15 protein-coding genes are annotated in these 14134 nt (G+C 41.2%); 5 read left to right on the top strand and 10 right to left on the bottom strand.

The window, feature by feature from the left end; translation table 11 throughout:
• Positions 1–83: 83 nt before the first annotated feature.
• The 3 genes from nusG to rpmG form a co-directional block, all read right to left on the bottom strand.
• A complete protein-coding gene (gene nusG, locus ACYSNU_RS05880; RefSeq protein ID WP_461736264.1) occupies positions 84–626 on the bottom strand; it encodes a transcription termination/antitermination protein NusG in 543 nt (180 codons plus the stop codon).
• Positions 627–760: 134 nt separating this feature from the next.
• Entirely contained in the window at positions 761–934 is a 174-nt protein-coding gene (gene secE, locus ACYSNU_RS05875) for a preprotein translocase subunit SecE (protein WP_461736263.1), read from the bottom strand.
• 17 nt (positions 935–951) lie between these two features.
• On the bottom strand, positions 952–1104 hold the full coding sequence (gene rpmG / locus ACYSNU_RS05870) for a 50S ribosomal protein L33 (RefSeq protein WP_265458195.1): 153 nt from the start codon (positions 1102–1104) through the stop codon (positions 952–954).
• Between the two features lie 170 nt (positions 1105–1274).
• Here rpmG and cbpA point away from each other — a divergent pair, with 170 nt between their 5' ends.
• Complete coding sequence (gene cbpA, locus ACYSNU_RS05865) at positions 1275–1928, top strand: cyclic di-AMP binding protein CbpA (RefSeq protein WP_265458193.1); 654 nt, start codon at positions 1275–1277, stop codon at positions 1926–1928.
• Positions 1929–2015: 87 nt separating this feature from the next.
• Here the strand turns inward: cbpA and ACYSNU_RS05860 are convergent, their stop codons facing one another.
• Positions 2016–2528, bottom strand: a complete 513-nt coding sequence (locus ACYSNU_RS05860; RefSeq protein WP_461736262.1) for a QueT transporter family protein — start codon at positions 2526–2528, stop codon at positions 2016–2018.
• Between the two features lie 196 nt (positions 2529–2724).
• Here ACYSNU_RS05860 and ACYSNU_RS05855 point away from each other — a divergent pair, with 196 nt between their 5' ends.
• The 3 genes from ACYSNU_RS05855 to ACYSNU_RS05845 all read left to right on the top strand — a co-directional run bounded on the left by ACYSNU_RS05855 (position 2725) and on the right by ACYSNU_RS05845 (position 6086).
• Complete coding sequence (locus ACYSNU_RS05855) at positions 2725–3237, top strand: DUF1307 domain-containing protein (protein WP_461736261.1); 513 nt, start codon at positions 2725–2727, stop codon at positions 3235–3237.
• A gap of 153 nt (positions 3238–3390) precedes the next feature.
• Positions 3391–5004 (top strand): FAD-dependent oxidoreductase, encoded by a 1614-nt coding sequence (locus ACYSNU_RS05850; RefSeq protein WP_461736260.1) that lies wholly within the window; start codon positions 3391–3393, stop codon positions 5002–5004.
• Positions 5005–5120: 116 nt separating this feature from the next.
• Complete coding sequence (locus ACYSNU_RS05845; protein WP_461736259.1) at positions 5121–6086, top strand: diacylglycerol/lipid kinase family protein; 966 nt, start codon at positions 5121–5123, stop codon at positions 6084–6086.
• A 144-nt stretch (positions 6087–6230) separates the two neighbouring features.
• Here the strand turns inward: ACYSNU_RS05845 and ACYSNU_RS05840 are convergent, their stop codons facing one another.
• The 5 genes from ACYSNU_RS05840 to ACYSNU_RS05820 all read right to left on the bottom strand — a co-directional run bounded on the left by ACYSNU_RS05840 (position 6231) and on the right by ACYSNU_RS05820 (position 11902).
• On the bottom strand, positions 6231–6710 hold the full coding sequence (locus ACYSNU_RS05840; RefSeq protein WP_461736258.1) for a DUF2798 domain-containing protein: 480 nt from the start codon (positions 6708–6710) through the stop codon (positions 6231–6233).
• A 155-nt stretch (positions 6711–6865) separates the two neighbouring features.
• Positions 6866–9607: an SF1B family DNA helicase RecD2 gene (recD2, locus tag ACYSNU_RS05835; protein ID WP_461736257.1), complete on the bottom strand. Its 2742-nt coding sequence runs from the start codon at positions 9605–9607 to the stop codon at positions 6866–6868.
• Between the two features lie 23 nt (positions 9608–9630).
• On the bottom strand, positions 9631–10269 hold the full coding sequence (locus ACYSNU_RS05830; RefSeq protein WP_461736256.1) for a histidine phosphatase family protein: 639 nt from the start codon (positions 10267–10269) through the stop codon (positions 9631–9633).
• A gap of 25 nt (positions 10270–10294) precedes the next feature.
• A complete protein-coding gene (trmL, locus tag ACYSNU_RS05825; RefSeq protein ID WP_461736255.1) occupies positions 10295–10801 on the bottom strand; it encodes a tRNA (uridine(34)/cytosine(34)/5-carboxymethylaminomethyluridine(34)-2'-O)-methyltransferase TrmL in 507 nt (168 codons plus the stop codon).
• A 249-nt stretch (positions 10802–11050) separates the two neighbouring features.
• Entirely contained in the window at positions 11051–11902 is an 852-nt protein-coding gene (locus ACYSNU_RS05820; RefSeq protein WP_461736254.1) for a methyltransferase domain-containing protein, read from the bottom strand.
• Positions 11903–12024: 122 nt separating this feature from the next.
• Here ACYSNU_RS05820 and ACYSNU_RS05815 point away from each other — a divergent pair, with 122 nt between their 5' ends.
• A complete protein-coding gene (locus ACYSNU_RS05815; protein ID WP_461736253.1) occupies positions 12025–12666 on the top strand; it encodes a copper homeostasis protein CutC in 642 nt (213 codons plus the stop codon).
• Positions 12667–12765: 99 nt separating this feature from the next.
• On the opposite strand, the gene mgtE is transcribed toward ACYSNU_RS05815, so the two are convergent.
• On the bottom strand, positions 12766–14130 hold the full coding sequence (gene mgtE / locus ACYSNU_RS05810) for a magnesium transporter (protein ID WP_461736252.1): 1365 nt from the start codon (positions 14128–14130) through the stop codon (positions 12766–12768).
• Between the last annotated feature and the right edge of the window lie 4 nt (positions 14131–14134).

The raw sequence follows: 14134 nt of genomic DNA, 5'->3' as shown, positions 1-14134 counted from the left end.
AGCTGCCAAACTAACGCCTACGCTTTCTACTATTCAATAATTTATCTGTTCACGGAACCTATCTGACAGTCTCGTTTGCTTTTTTAAATTTTATCTACTTGATCGAAGTCTAATTCGGCGCTGGTTTCCCGACCGAACATATCGATATTAACCTTCAATTTTTGTTTTTCTTCATCGATTTCAGTCACGACCCCTTCAAGACCAGAAAAGGCGCCTTCGATAATTTTGACAACTTCATCAAGGGAAACCTTCAAATCGCTTTGGCGCGTGCTCATGCCGATTGAACGCAGGATGTGATTGATTTCTTCTTGTAGTAAAGGCGCTGGCTTGCTGCCGGCTCCATGCGACCCAACGAAACCGGTCACCCCTGGAGTATTGCGGACAACGTACCATGAATCATCCGTCATCGTCATTTCAACTAACACATAGCCAGGAAAAGTTTTATGCACGATTTCTTTTTCCTTGCCGTTTTTGACTTCTGTTTGGGTTTCTTCAGGAACGACTACTCTAAAAATATAATCTCCCATCCCCATACTTTGGGCCCGTGATTCGATATTCGCTTTTACTTTATTTTCATAACCGGAATAAGTGTGTAAAACGTACCAATTTTTTTCAAAAGTTTCCATGTTTTAAAATTCCTTTCATTTCCTTAAGTGACCTGCTCGAAAGCTGAAAAAGCTTTTTCCATAATAAAAAAACCTCAGTTTCCCGAGATTTTTCTCAACCCTAGTATAACATCGACTTTTCCCTTTGGCTAGCTTTAATTGCCAACAATCCAAGTAATACCATAGCGCAAAGCGGTATCCACAATAAAGAAGAATAGCGCAAAAGCCAAAGATGTTTGGATAACGATAATCGTATCCCGACGCAATTGTTTGCCACTTGGCCAGGTTACTTTTTTCATGACGTCTCTAACACTTTTTAGAAATTTCATTAGTCTGCTCCTTTTTTCTATTTTGTCTCTTTATGTAATGTATATTGATTACAGTGTTTACAAAATTTATTGATTTCTAGACGTTCGCCCTTTTTGCCTTCGCTGACACTCTTATGGTAATTTCGTGAGCCGCAAACGGTACAAGCTAAAGCCGCTTTTTTATTTGCCATATCGATAAACCTCCTGACGATTTCACAAATGTACTAACATACATTATCACGAGATGATTTTTCTGTCAAACCGGCGCTGTTCTATGTAGTTTTCCACTAACCCTCTATGGTTTCTTTTGAAATTATGTTATTATACAGGGGAAGGAATAGATTGTTAGGAGGAGTATTTTATGTTATTGAAATCAATTGTTCGCAAGAAAAAAGATTTGACGACAGTCACTGAATCCAGCACTTTGGAGGAAGCATTAAACATTTTGGAAGAGTCTGGTTTCCGCTGTGTGCCGATTCTCGATGAAACCAATAAAATTTTTCGGGGTAATATCTATAAGATGCACATCTATCGCCATAAAGCTAACGGAGGTGACATGAGTTTACCGGTGACTCACCTATTGAAAAATGCTACTAAATTTATTGATATTGATACTTCGTTTTTCAAAGTATTCTTTACTATTAAAGAATTACCTTATATTGCTGTTTTAGATGATAACAATTATTTTTACGGGATTTTAACCCATGCGGCTTTATTAAATGTCTTGGCCCAGTCTTGGAATATCGAAACCGGTAGTTATGTTTTGACAATTGCTTCAACCGGTAAACAAGGCGATTTAGCTTACATGTCAAAAATTATTTCTAAATATGTCAGCATTGCGGCTTGCATCACTTTAGATGTCGGCAAGGATGCCTTTATCCGCCGCACGCTAATTACTTTACCGGAAAATACTTCTAGAGAAACCTGTGAAGAAATTATTGCGAATTTAGAGCATAAAAACTTTAAAGTGGTCGAAGTTGAAGACCTGCAACACAATGATGACAACAGCTTATAAAAACAATTCATAAAAAACCGGCAGCCTTAGTTTTCCCACTAAAAGCTGCCGGTTTTATTTATTTTATTCAGTTGTTACAGATGAAGCTTAAACGATTTTTTTGAAGTTCAAAGCTTCATTTAAGACATACATTACTGGTGCTGAAATCGCCATGATGATAAATTCACTCAACGCTAAAGTACCATACATCGCCCAGAAGCTGCCTGCGCTGCCAGTCATTGTCAGCATGTACGCAATGATTGCCATGCTGGCCGTGAAAAATAGCGTGTTCAAAGCTAGACGAACAATTGGACTTTTGACTTTATTATACAAAAGAGCTGTTAAGCCTAATGAAATCAAAGTCTGAGCCCCCCCAAAGAGCGCATCCATCACGCCAAATCCAAAAAACAGATTGTAGACAATCACACCGCCTAAGACGCCCCAAATAAATTTGCGATTGAAGACGACCAGATGATTTAAACTTTCCGAAATCCGAAATTGAATCGGTCCTGATGAAACGGGAGCCACCAAAATAGTTAGGGCGATATAAAGTGCCATGATTAGCCCGTTGACGATTAAGGCGACGAGGGATTTCCTCGTAGTACTGTTAGTTGCTTGCATGTTTTTTTCCTCCTCCTAGTTTTGGTAACGCGGGATGGTCGACGAACCGCGATAAAAATATGATAACAATGGTCAATTATACCAAAAAAAATAATTTTAGCAATTGCCGATTGCTTGATAACGAAAAATTCCTGCTTCTAAGGCGAAAAATTTGTGATACTATTAATGAAACAGAGATTTTTGGGGGACCATAGAGATGAAAACATTGAAAACCTATCTGCCATTGCTGATTGCCGGCATAATGCTCTTGCTTTTAGCAGGCTGCAGCGAAACTGCCACAGAAGTGATTGAAGATAAAACACAGCAAACAGCGGTCTATGAAGGTCTCCTTGATGGTGCCCAAACCAAAATTACCATTCAGCATCAAGATGAAACCATGCGGACCGTCGAAATTTTAGCCAGTTTTAAATTAACGGATTTAGGCTTAGAAGAAGATGCCACGCTATCAGAAGACCAGCAGACAGCATTGGAAGAAGCCTTAGCCAGTACCTTTGAAACTTATAGCGACACAGCAGGCGTCACTTTGACTAATCAATTTACCGATGAGGCCTTTGAGGTCAGTATTGAACTTGATATGAGCCAAGTCGACAGCAGCAGCTTCGCCAATTTGACCGGCACAACTTTGCCAGATAGTCAGGTTGTTAGCGAATTATCTTATGAGGATTTTGCTACTAGCTTAAAAGCTGCGGGTTTCACAGAAGTCGAGTAAATAATTTTTTTAATAATGACCTCCTAAAGCTAGCGAACGATAACTGGTTTGGGAGGTTATTATTTGTTTGAAGTACAATTAGTTGCTTATTTTTTTCAGCAAGCGTAGCATGAATTTATGCTAATTCTCAGAAAAATAAAAGGAGGCTTTTCCATGAAAGTCCTAGTAATTGGCGCTGTCGCCGGTGGTCCTTCATTTGCTACCCGCCTACGTCGTTTAGATGAAAGTATTGAAATTATTATGCTGGAAAGAGGCGCTAATATTTCCTACGCCAGTTGTGCGCTACCTTATTATTTAGGTGGGGTAATCGATGACCGGGATTCTTTAATTGAACGTACACCGGAAAGTTTGAAAATCAAAAATAATTTAGATGTGCGAATTTTTAATGAAGTCACCAAGATTGACCCGCAGGCGAAAGCCGTCAGCGTCACCAATTTAAAAACCAACGAAAGCTATGTGGAAACCTATGATAAATTAGTTATTTCTGCGGGTGCCCGGCCAGTTTTTCCGCAGATTGATGGTTTGGCTGAAGCGAACAATGCTTTCGTGCTGCGAAGTGTTTCCGATGCTGATGCGATAAAAAATTTCATGGAGCAAGAAAATCCCCAAAAAGTGACCATCTTAGGAGCAGGGATTGCCGGCTTGGAATTAGCCGAAAACTTTAAACATCGCGGCATGGCGGTGACTTTGGTAGAACAATTGCCGCAAGTTGCCTACACTTATGATCAGGAAATTGCTGATATTTTATATGAAAAATTAATTGCCGAAGACATTCGCGTTTTCCTTGGGGAAACTGCCACAGAAATTAGCGAAAACGGCCGAAAATTGCGCTTAGCAGACGGTCAAGAGATTGAACAAGAGATGCTGATTTTTGCCACCGGCGTCAAGCCAAATAACGAAGTTGCAGCGGCAGCTGGTATCGCTTTGGCCGCTGACCAGCACATTATTGTTGATGATCAGTTGCGAACGAATATTGCTGATATCTATGCTATTGGCGATGTCATTGAAACAACCAGTGTGATTACTGGTCTGCCGATTCCTAGTCTATTGTCCAGTGCAGCCAATCGCCAAGGGCATTTATTAGCGGATATTTTTGTTGGCAATCCGCTGCGCTATCGTGGCTTTATCGGCTCTGGCGTAGGCAAGGTTTTTGATTTGACTGCTAGCTTTGTCGGTTATACAGAAGCTATGCTAAAAGCAGTCGGTATTACCAATTATAAAACAATTTTTATCACCCCTTTTGACCATGCTTACTTTTATCCAGGGGCCACTCGTTTAAATTTAAAATTAATTTTTGATGCCGACAGCGGTAAAATTCTCGGCGGCCAAGCGGTTGGTGAAAAAGGTGTTGATAAACGGATTGGTGAATTATCTGTAGCCATCACCGGAAATCTCAGCGTCTTTGATTTACCGGACTTAGAGTTGCCTTATTCGCCACCTTATTCCACAACCCGTGATCCACTAAATACAGCTGGTTATGTTGCCATCAATCAATTGAGCAACGTGGCAGCCACAATCAAGCTGGCAGACATTCCTGAAGCAGATTTCCAAACCGCCTTTTTCTTAGATATTCGAGAAGCTGGTAAAGCTGCGACGGGTTCTGTAACAGCAACGGCCAATATTCCTTTAAGCGAATTACGGGAGCGACTGACAGAGGTGCCAACCGATCAAAGGGTTTATTTAACCTTTAGAAAAGGCTTGAATAATTATAATGCTGCTCGTATTTTAGCCGGAGCCGGTATTCAAGCGCTGATCATTGAAGAATAAAAAAGTTGGGCCCACAAGTAATTTTGTGAGCCTAACTTTTTCTTTATTTGCTGAATTTCTGCTATAATTCAAAGGAAACGAAAGATTAGTTAATTTTTATAGGAGTAAATTACTTTATGAACTTTCATTATCACTTATTAATTAACCCAGCTGCTGGCAGCGGTACGGGGGCCAATGCTGCCAAAAAAATAGTTACTTTATTGGAAAAAAATCATTTCTTACATAGCGTTTACCAAACAGAAAACATCGGTGATGAAAAAATAATCGCTGCCGAATTAGCGGAAACTACATTGAAGCCGTGGCACGATGACTTGCAAAATTCTGAGGAAGTATACCCGCTGCTAGTGATTGTCGGTGGCGATGGCACATTGCACGGTGTGTTGAATCAATTTTATCTGTTAGGAAAAAAATTCCCGGTGGCTTATTTACCTGCTGGCTCCGGTAACGATTTGGCTCGGGCTATCGGACTTCCAAAGGAAATTGAAAAAGCCTTTTGGCAAATTGTCAATGCTCCAAGCCCTAAAGAAATGCACGTCATCACCTATGACGAGCAGGTCAAAAATCAGCAAGGCTTAGTCTTTAATAATTTTGGCATCGGCTTAGAAGCCTCGATTGTGGCTACCACGAATGACTCTGCCGCCAAGAAAAATCTGAACAAATACCATATGGGTTCTTTTTCCTATATCTTTTCGATCCTAAAAGTGCTCTTTACTCAAAAAGGCTATCCGATTTTAATTGAATCAAACGGTCAAGAGTATTCCTTTGACAACGCCTTTTTATGCACAACAACCAATCATCCTTACTTTGGTGGCGGCGTACCGATTGCCCCGATGGCCAGTGTTGAACAGGACAGTTTTGAAACGATTGTCGTTGAGCGGATTGCCCTGTTTAAAATTTTTTGGCTAATTATTTTATTGGTTCAAAAGAAACATACGAAGTCAAAATATTTCCACCATTTTAACGGCCGCAAATTGCGTCTGATTTCAACAGTCCCTGAGTTCGCCCAGACAGACGGTGAAGTGTTAGAGCCGCAGCCCTTTGATGTTTCCTTTCAATTAGACAAACAATTATTGTGGTATTAATCAGCCGTCTAAAATTTATTTAGAACTTAAAACTATTTCCTACAATAAAAAAACCGTATCTTCCCAGCTTCTCAGTGCAGCCGGTCTAACACAGACCTGCGACTCAGAGAAGTTAGCAGAAGATACGGATTTTTTTATGTTACTTTAAGCTTCAGGGTCAAATTCAACCGCTGATTTTGCAGTATAGCCTTGGAATAAACCTAATAACTTGCGGGAAATTGGTCCAACAATCAATAATTGCAATGGCAAGGCTGCAATGATATTAAAGCCAATCGCGGTCAGATACATCATCAAAAAGTTTTCGCTGAAGCCTTGTTCATAGACAACTCCGTAAAATGACATACATAAAACCATTCCTATGACCATACAACCTGAAATAGCTAAAATTTTATGCAGCATTTTTTCTTTGTTGATGGGTAATTTAAAAGCTACTGACTTGGCAATTTTACCGACGATAAAGACATCCAAAATAAAGGCAACGATAAAGCCAGGGATTAAGCCACCGAATAAGGCGCCCCATGAGAAACTATGATGAATCGCTAAATTATAAGCGCTCATTCCCGTCACCATTAATAGACACATTGTAGTTGTAAAAAGAATTCCTTCGAGTTTTGTTTTTGGCATTGTTTTGCTCCTTCGTTTTCATAAAATAAAAAAAGCGCCTGAAGAGAATTTTAGCCAATGGCATTCTTTTCAGTCGCAAGAGTTAGCTTATCACAAAAAAAAATTTCGTGTAAGAGATTTGCTTAAATTTTTTTGAAAATATTCAAAAATGTTTTTCAGGAAAAATCCTGAGGCGTTACACCTGCCATCCCGATTAGAGGATCGATTTGCTGGTTTTGAATGGCTGTTAAGGTCAAAATAAAATCCTTTAGCTGTGGTTCTGATTGATTGGCAGCGTTAGCGGACTCATTAACTGTTGCAGATTCATTTGCAACGTCAGCAGATTCCTTGGCTACTGCAGATTCATTGGCTACTGCAGATTCATTGGCAGAGTTGGCAGATTCCTTGGCTACTGCAGATTCGACATCCACTGTTTTTTCTGAATCAGTAGTTTGATAGCTTTCACTGGCTTCAAAAATATTCGGTTGATTGGCAGAATTATCCAGCTCAATCCCGCTAAATAGTTGAGGCTGCTTTTCCTCAGCAGTCGTCTCAGTCTGTTTTTTTTCTTTCGTCGGTTGAACAGTCCGTCGCAGCCGCTCCTCATCGGTAAAAGGGTCGGCCATTAAAGATTCTTCGTAGGCTTCTAATTTGCTACGCAGAGTCAGTGACATTTCAGAGGCGTTGAGAATTCTTTCCTTTAAAGTTGTTAAGCGGATCGCCGATTCATTTTGCACACATTGGACAAAGGCTTCGGTCTCCCCTAATAAAATCAGCAGGTCTTTACTACGGGTGACAGCGGTATAAAGCAGATTTCTTTGCAGCATGCGGGAGTATTGTTTGACCATTGGCAAAATGACCATTTTAAATTCACTACCCTGTGCTTTATGAATCGAGCAACAATAAGACAGCGTGATATTAATCCACTCGTTGCGTCGATAGGTCACCTCAGTAGCATCAAACAAAATCGTCAACTGGTCAACTTTATCTTCACTGTCTTTAGCAAAGGTGATGCCGGTGATAACTCCCATATCGCCGTTAAAAACGTTCAGCTCCGGCTCGTTGACTAACTGCAAGACTTTGTCGCCGATACGATAAACGGTGTCGTTCCATTTAACTTCCTTACGGGAGCCATCATTAGGATTAAAAATTTCCTGCATCATTTTATTAATGGCATCGATGCCGGCCACGCCTCGATACATCGGTGCCAAAACTTGAATATCCTGTGGAGTGAAACCCTTCAGTTTGGCCTTTTCGACAATTTGCCGAATCAATGGCTCAATCTGATTGGCATGGGCATTAAAAAATGAGCGGTCCTTCTGATTTTTATTGAAATCAGCCGGCAGCCTTCCTTGGCGAATTTCATGGGCTAAAGGCACAATCGTGGAATCCGAACCTTGGCGATAAATTTCCGTCAATTCTTTTTTGGGAATTTCGGCAATTTCCAATAAGTCATGGAGAACTTGCCCAGGACCAACTGAAGGCAGCTGATCTTTATCCCCCACAAAAATCACCTGCATATTGGTGGGAATCGCTTTAAGTAATGTGTTGGCCAGCCAAGTATCCACCATCGACATCTCATCGACAATCAACAGGCCGCCTTCTAATTCCTTAGCGGAAAGGCTCTGGGATTTTTCCCGTCCGTTCAAGCCTAACAAACGGTGAATTGTGCTGGCGGGCAAGCCAGTCGTCTCATTCATTCGTTTTGCTGCTCGACCAGTCGGAGCCGCCAATAAAATTGGAAAAATTTCATTGCTGTATTTTTTTGGATCCAATTCAATGCCGTTTAATTCTGCAAATAATTGGACAATCCCGTTGATGACTGTTGTTTTCCCGGTTCCTGGTCCGCCGGTTAAAATAAACATCGGCGCTTTGATGGCATCTCTGATTGCTTTTTCCTGCGATTCACCATAGACAATGCCAGAAGTTTTTTCAATCAGGCGCAACGCTTTATCAATTTCTTTTTTGGGATAGCTAATTTCTTTTTTACGACCTAACAACCGGTCAACAGCCCCGCCAATTCCCCATTCGGAAAAATACAAGCTGTTTTCATAGAGCTTGGTTTCCTCCTGCTGGATTTTGCCTTCCTCCACCAGTCCAATGATGACATCGGCTACTAAATTCGGCTTGATTTCAAAGGGGCGGCTGCTCTCTAAAACGTAAATCGTTTGGTTCAGCAACATTTCAGCCTCTGCATAGGTGTTACCTGTTTGCAAAGCCTGTTGAAAATTTTGATGCAGGACAGCCGCTCTAATACGTTGCGGCGAATCTGCGACAATCCCCAACTGCTCGGCAATATTATCGGCTTTTTTAAAGCCGATTCCCTCGATATCCTCCACCAGCTGATACGGATTTTCTTGAATAATCTCCAGCGCTTCATTTTGATACGTTTGATAAATCGAAAAGGCCAGCTGATTACCAAAGCCATAGCGGGTCAACCCGACAATCACTTGGTCCATGCCGTGATTTAAGCGCACCGTTTCTAAAATGGTCCGCTGCTTAGTTTCATTTAAATTGGGAATTTGCTGCAGCAGACTTGGATCTGTCAGCATCCGTTCAATCGCATCTTCGCCTAAAACTTCGACAATTTTTTCTGCAGTCCGCTTGCCGATGCCGGGAAATTTATCAGAAGATAAATAGCTGACGACACCATGGGCCGAAGTTGGCCGCTCTTGTTCGTAGCTTTCGGCTTGAAATTGTTTGCCATAGCGGGGATGATCGACAAAGTCACCAAAAAAACGGTAGCTTTCCCCCTCCTGCAGCTGACCAAAGCTGCCGGTCACTACAATTTCAGCTTCTTTGAATTCACTGTTGGTATCGCTGACTTTAATCAACAACACCTTATAAAAGTTGCCGGGATTTTGAAAAAAAATCGCCGCTACTTCACCGGTGATATAAATGCGTTCTGCTTCAAACATACTCTCATCCTTTAATTTATCGGCTACTCCGTTAAAAAGCTGACATCATTCCATAATTTTAGCTGATACGGCAGCTCGCGCTTTGGTTCGACTGCTTCTAAAATCGTTAAGCTACTATTTAACAAACCGCCTTGACTGCGGACTTCTGCCAAAGATTTTCCCGCCAACCACTGAATGGAGGAGGTTAAAGACGCCCCGTGCCCCACAAAAAGCAATGGCTGATTGGTAGTATTATCCGCCACAGCTTGCGTCACAACGTTGACAATGCGGGCAATCGCTTGATCAATCGGCTCCCCTTCAAAGGGAGTTGGGTCATATAAATCCATCCGATAGCGCATATTGTCTAAGTTTTCGGCAAAATGTTTCCGACGACTTTCGATTGAGCGCCCCTCCAAAGTTCCCAAACCTAATTCCCGCAAATCCGGCGTAGAAATAATTTCCACCGGCTGAGCTAACTGGCTAACAATTCCTTTGGCAGTATCTTGGGCCCGCTTAGAGGTGCTGGCGTAAACTTTTGCAAAGGGAATCTCTTTGACATGTTGGCCAAATTGCTTAATTTCATCATGGCTAGTAGGCAATAGAGGGGAGTCCCCCATCATTCCTTGAAAACGGCCAGCTAAATTCCATTCAGTTTTCCCGTGGCGTGTAAAATATAAATCCATTTTGACGTCCTTTATCGTTTATTTTTTAATCTAATTTATCGTGCTCATAATGATGCTCAAGTTCCAAATTAGGAAAATTTTGCTGCCGCAATGCTTCATAGACGATTAAGGCAGCGGTGTTCGATAGATTTAATGACCGTACATGCTCGTCATTCATTGGAATTCGCAAACATTTTTCTTCATTCTCCCGCATAAAATCTTCTGGCAGACCGGTTGTTTCTTTTCCGAATAAAAAGAAATGGTCCTGCCCGTCGTTGTAGTCAACATCACTGTAAACTTTGTGAGCAAATTTAGTGATTAAATGAAGCTGGCCCTCGCCAAGATATTCTAAAAATGCCTCTAAAGATGCATGGTAAGTAATATCGACATCGTGCCAATAATCTAAACCCGCTCGTTTCAGTTGCTTGTCATCTGTCGAAAAGCCTAGAGGTTCAATTAAATGCAGCGGTGAATTAGTCGCCGCACACGTCCGAGCAATATTGCCGGTATTGGCAGGAATTTGTGGTTCAAACAAGACTATCTGATTTGTCATGGAAAAGTTCCTTCATTCTATAATTTATCGTCAATCGCAATACTAACAGTATAGCGGATTTCGTGATTTTTGCATAAAAAAAACGTACCGCCTCGGTGTCTAGCACTGCGAGTCGTTACGTTAGTGAAGCTCTTTTCACTAACTTTTATCAGAACAGGAACCTGATAAAAACCAATGAAAAATGACTTGAATGTAATATAACATCATTCGTAAAATTTTTCAAGTCTTTTCTTAAAATTATTTCAAATTTCAGGCCATTTTCTTTACAGCCTTAATCACATCGACATCAATTGTGATTTTTCTTAAGGGATTTTCTGAAAGAAACTGTTTTCTTTCGGGGCTGACCTGCCACTCTAAAGGCGACATTGACAGTAAATCCAAGCGATTTTCTTCGGGAATATCAAAGCTATAAGTCACACGTTTTTGCTGTATAATCGCCATTTTTTCAGAAAGCTTTTGAATAACTGCCTGATTTGAATAAGATTGCTTGTCTTCTTGATCTGGATAAAAAGCAGCTCGCAATTCTTTTAAATAACAAGACTGCGGAACTATTTTTAACAAAAAGCCGTCTTTTTGCAACACCCGCTGAAACTCTTGATAATGGGAAGGGGTAAAAATATTCAATAAACAAGTAAAACTTTGATCAGCAAAGGGTAAATTGGTCAAATCGGCAACACAGTAAAAATTTTCTCCCGGCTGATTGCTGGCCAAATAGATGCCTTCTTTAGAAATATCAAAGCCTACGCCAGTTGGAAAGTCCACTTTATCCTTCAGCTGGGACAAAAAACTGCCCTCGCCACAGCCGACATCTAAGACCCTCATCTCAGAACTTAACCAGCTGGCTGCGACATCCAACACCGGCTGATACATACCCGCTTGAATCATGCGACCTCTTGGTTGAAACATTTCCTTCGAGTATTCAGTAACATGTCCCTGCTTTAAAAAAAACAGCGTGCCTTTTTTTGATAAATCAAAGCGATGACCGCTCTCACAAATTAAGCTATATTCTTTAGACTGCATCCCTTGATGGCACAGAGGACAGCGAAATAAATTAGCATTTTTTTCTAAAAATAGTTGGGCTTGATCAATTTTTTTAAGCATCTTTTCACTCACTTTTTTAACTAATGACTCCATCTTAAAGCTTGCCCTCAACAACTGCAAGTAAATATGCTAAAATAGCGGAGAAATCTTGATTTCAGCTTAACTATTAAGGAGGCAAACAAGTGATTAAAGAATTTTGTGCCGAAAATTTTACAAATATTCCTAAAGCCATTGCCAATGGTGCCAAACGGATTGAATTATGCGACAACTTGGCCGTTGGCGGAACCACCCCTAGCACAGGCGTCATTGAAGAAGCCTTGAGCTATGGCAATGAGCATCAAGTACCTATCATGACCATGATTCGGCCTCGAGGTGGCAATTTTTTCTACAATGATACCGAATTAAAAATTATGCACACAGATTTAATCGAAGCCAAAAAATTAGGCACGGATGGCGTAGTCTTCGGCTGTTTGACTGAAGAGCATTGGTTGGATGAAGAAGCTTTAGAAATGCTTTTAGAAAATGCTGAAGGGTTACAGGTGACCTTTCACATGGCCTTTGATCAAATTCCAGCCGACAAACAATTTCAGGCGATTGATTGGTTAGCAGAGCATGGCGTTCAACGAATTTTAACCCACGGTGGAGCAGCCGGCACAAAAATTGAAGACAATTTTTCCCGTCTAAAAGAATTAATTGATTACGCTAAAGATAAATTAATTATCCTGCCCGGCGCTGGCATCACTGATGAAAACGTTGAGTCCGTGATGACGACTCTAAATGTTCACGAAGCCCACGGCACAAAAATTGTCGGTAATTTTGGCTAAAGTAAACGACAGCATTAAAACGGCCCTCAAAAGTTAGATTTTTAGTCTAACTTTTGAGGGCCCCTTTACATCTTTGTTTGATGCTGTCTTTTTTTGCTGTTAATGACCAATAAAATAGCTCATAAAGAAACTGGCAATGTTGAAATAAATCAAAACACTTGTTAAGTCACTCAAGGTCGTAATAAAAGGACCACTGGCAACCGCCGGGTCAAAGCCTAGCTTGTCCATTAAAACTGGAATCAAACTGCCGGCCAAATTGGCGACTGTAATGGCCCCCAGCATCGCCATGCCAATCACAAAACCTAAAATAAAATCTTGTCGCCAAATACCGACAATAATCATGATAGTAACACCAGTGATGGCCCCGGTAATCGCACCGGTCGCGACTTCACTTAAAATCATGCTGGCAAAGCCTTTTTTTTCATCTGAAACTGCCAGCCGTCTCACGGCAACCGCCAGTGATTGCGTGCCGGCGTTCCCCGCAGTCCCAGTAATCAAAGAGATAAAGACGGCCAAAATACTCGCTTCACTGACCAAACTTTCATAATGCGATATTAACGTCGCTGTTGACATGCCTAAAAAAAGTAAGGTGATTAACCATGGCAAACGGCGTGAGGCCGCCTTCATTGGATTCTCACTGATTTCTTCAACGTTAACCCCCGCCAAACCAGAATAATCGCTGGCGGCTTCATCATCGATAACGTCGATAATATCATCGACGGTAACGATCCCTAACAGATGGTCATCATAATCAGTCACCGGCAGCGCAAGGAAATCATAATCCCGGAAAGTTTGGGCAACATCCTCTTGGTCATCGCCAACATGAACAGAGATTACCCGCTCATTTAAAATTTCTGAAATCATCGTGTCGTCATCGTTGATGATTAAATCCCGCAAGGAAATAACCCCGACCAATTGTTCATCAGCATTGACAACATAAACATAGTAAATTGTTTCCGCAACAAAGGCTTCATTTTTTAAAACATACATGGCAGAGCGCACCGTTTGATTGGCGACAATCGACACATATTCAGTCGTCATAATTGAGCCGGCGGTATCATCCTCGTAATGCAAAAGTTCTTTGATTTCGCTGGCGGATTCAGCATCCATCAAGCTGAGATACTTTGCAACTTGCCGTTTATTTAAGGTGTTCAATAAATCCACGGCATTATCCGTAAACATTTCGGCTAGCATATCAGCAGCATAATTAGGCCGCATTTCGGCTAAGTAATCCTTCATGTTTTCATTATCTTCTTCAATAACGTCAAACATATCCGCCAATTCTTTTGGCGATAGATAACCGTAAACTTGCTGCCGTTGGGTTTCATCGAGGTCTTGGTAGAACTGCCCCTGCTCGTAAATATGCAGGTCTAAAAAGCGTTCTCGAAAATCTTGAATCTTATCCTGGGCTAAATCCTCCAGTAATAGGTCAAACTGCTCCTGCAATTCTTGATTTTCATCCATTTCC

The organism is Enterococcus sp. LJL120 (genome assembly GCF_054871765.1).
The sequence above is the reverse complement of the archived record's forward strand: the minus strand, read 5'-3'. Positions and strand labels throughout refer to the sequence as shown.

Coding starts and splice junctions, on each gene's coding strand:
- nusG (WP_461736264.1), bottom strand. CDS start 626: ATGGAAACTTTTGAAAAAAATTGGTACGTTTTACACACTTATTCCGGT.
- secE (WP_461736263.1), bottom strand. CDS start 934: ATGAAATTTCTAAAAAGTGTTAGAGACGTCATGAAAAAAGTAACCTGG.
- rpmG (WP_265458195.1), bottom strand. CDS start 1,104: ATGGCAAATAAAAAAGCGGCTTTAGCTTGTACCGTTTGCGGCTCACGA.
- cbpA (WP_265458193.1), top strand. CDS start 1,275: ATGTTATTGAAATCAATTGTTCGCAAGAAAAAAGATTTGACGACAGTC.
- ACYSNU_RS05860 (WP_461736262.1), bottom strand. CDS start 2,528: ATGCAAGCAACTAACAGTACTACGAGGAAATCCCTCGTCGCCTTAATC.
- ACYSNU_RS05855 (WP_461736261.1), top strand. CDS start 2,725: ATGAAAACATTGAAAACCTATCTGCCATTGCTGATTGCCGGCATAATG.
- ACYSNU_RS05850 (WP_461736260.1), top strand. CDS start 3,391: ATGAAAGTCCTAGTAATTGGCGCTGTCGCCGGTGGTCCTTCATTTGCT.
- ACYSNU_RS05845 (WP_461736259.1), top strand. CDS start 5,121: ATGAACTTTCATTATCACTTATTAATTAACCCAGCTGCTGGCAGCGGT.
- ACYSNU_RS05840 (WP_461736258.1), bottom strand. CDS start 6,710: ATGCCAAAAACAAAACTCGAAGGAATTCTTTTTACAACTACAATGTGT.
- recD2 (WP_461736257.1), bottom strand. CDS start 9,607: ATGTTTGAAGCAGAACGCATTTATATCACCGGTGAAGTAGCGGCGATT.
- ACYSNU_RS05830 (WP_461736256.1), bottom strand. CDS start 10,269: ATGGATTTATATTTTACACGCCACGGGAAAACTGAATGGAATTTAGCT.
- trmL (WP_461736255.1), bottom strand. CDS start 10,801: ATGACAAATCAGATAGTCTTGTTTGAACCACAAATTCCTGCCAATACC.
- ACYSNU_RS05820 (WP_461736254.1), bottom strand. CDS start 11,902: ATGCTTAAAAAAATTGATCAAGCCCAACTATTTTTAGAAAAAAATGCT.
- mgtE (WP_461736252.1), bottom strand. CDS start 14,130: ATGGATGAAAATCAAGAATTGCAGGAGCAGTTTGACCTATTACTGGAG.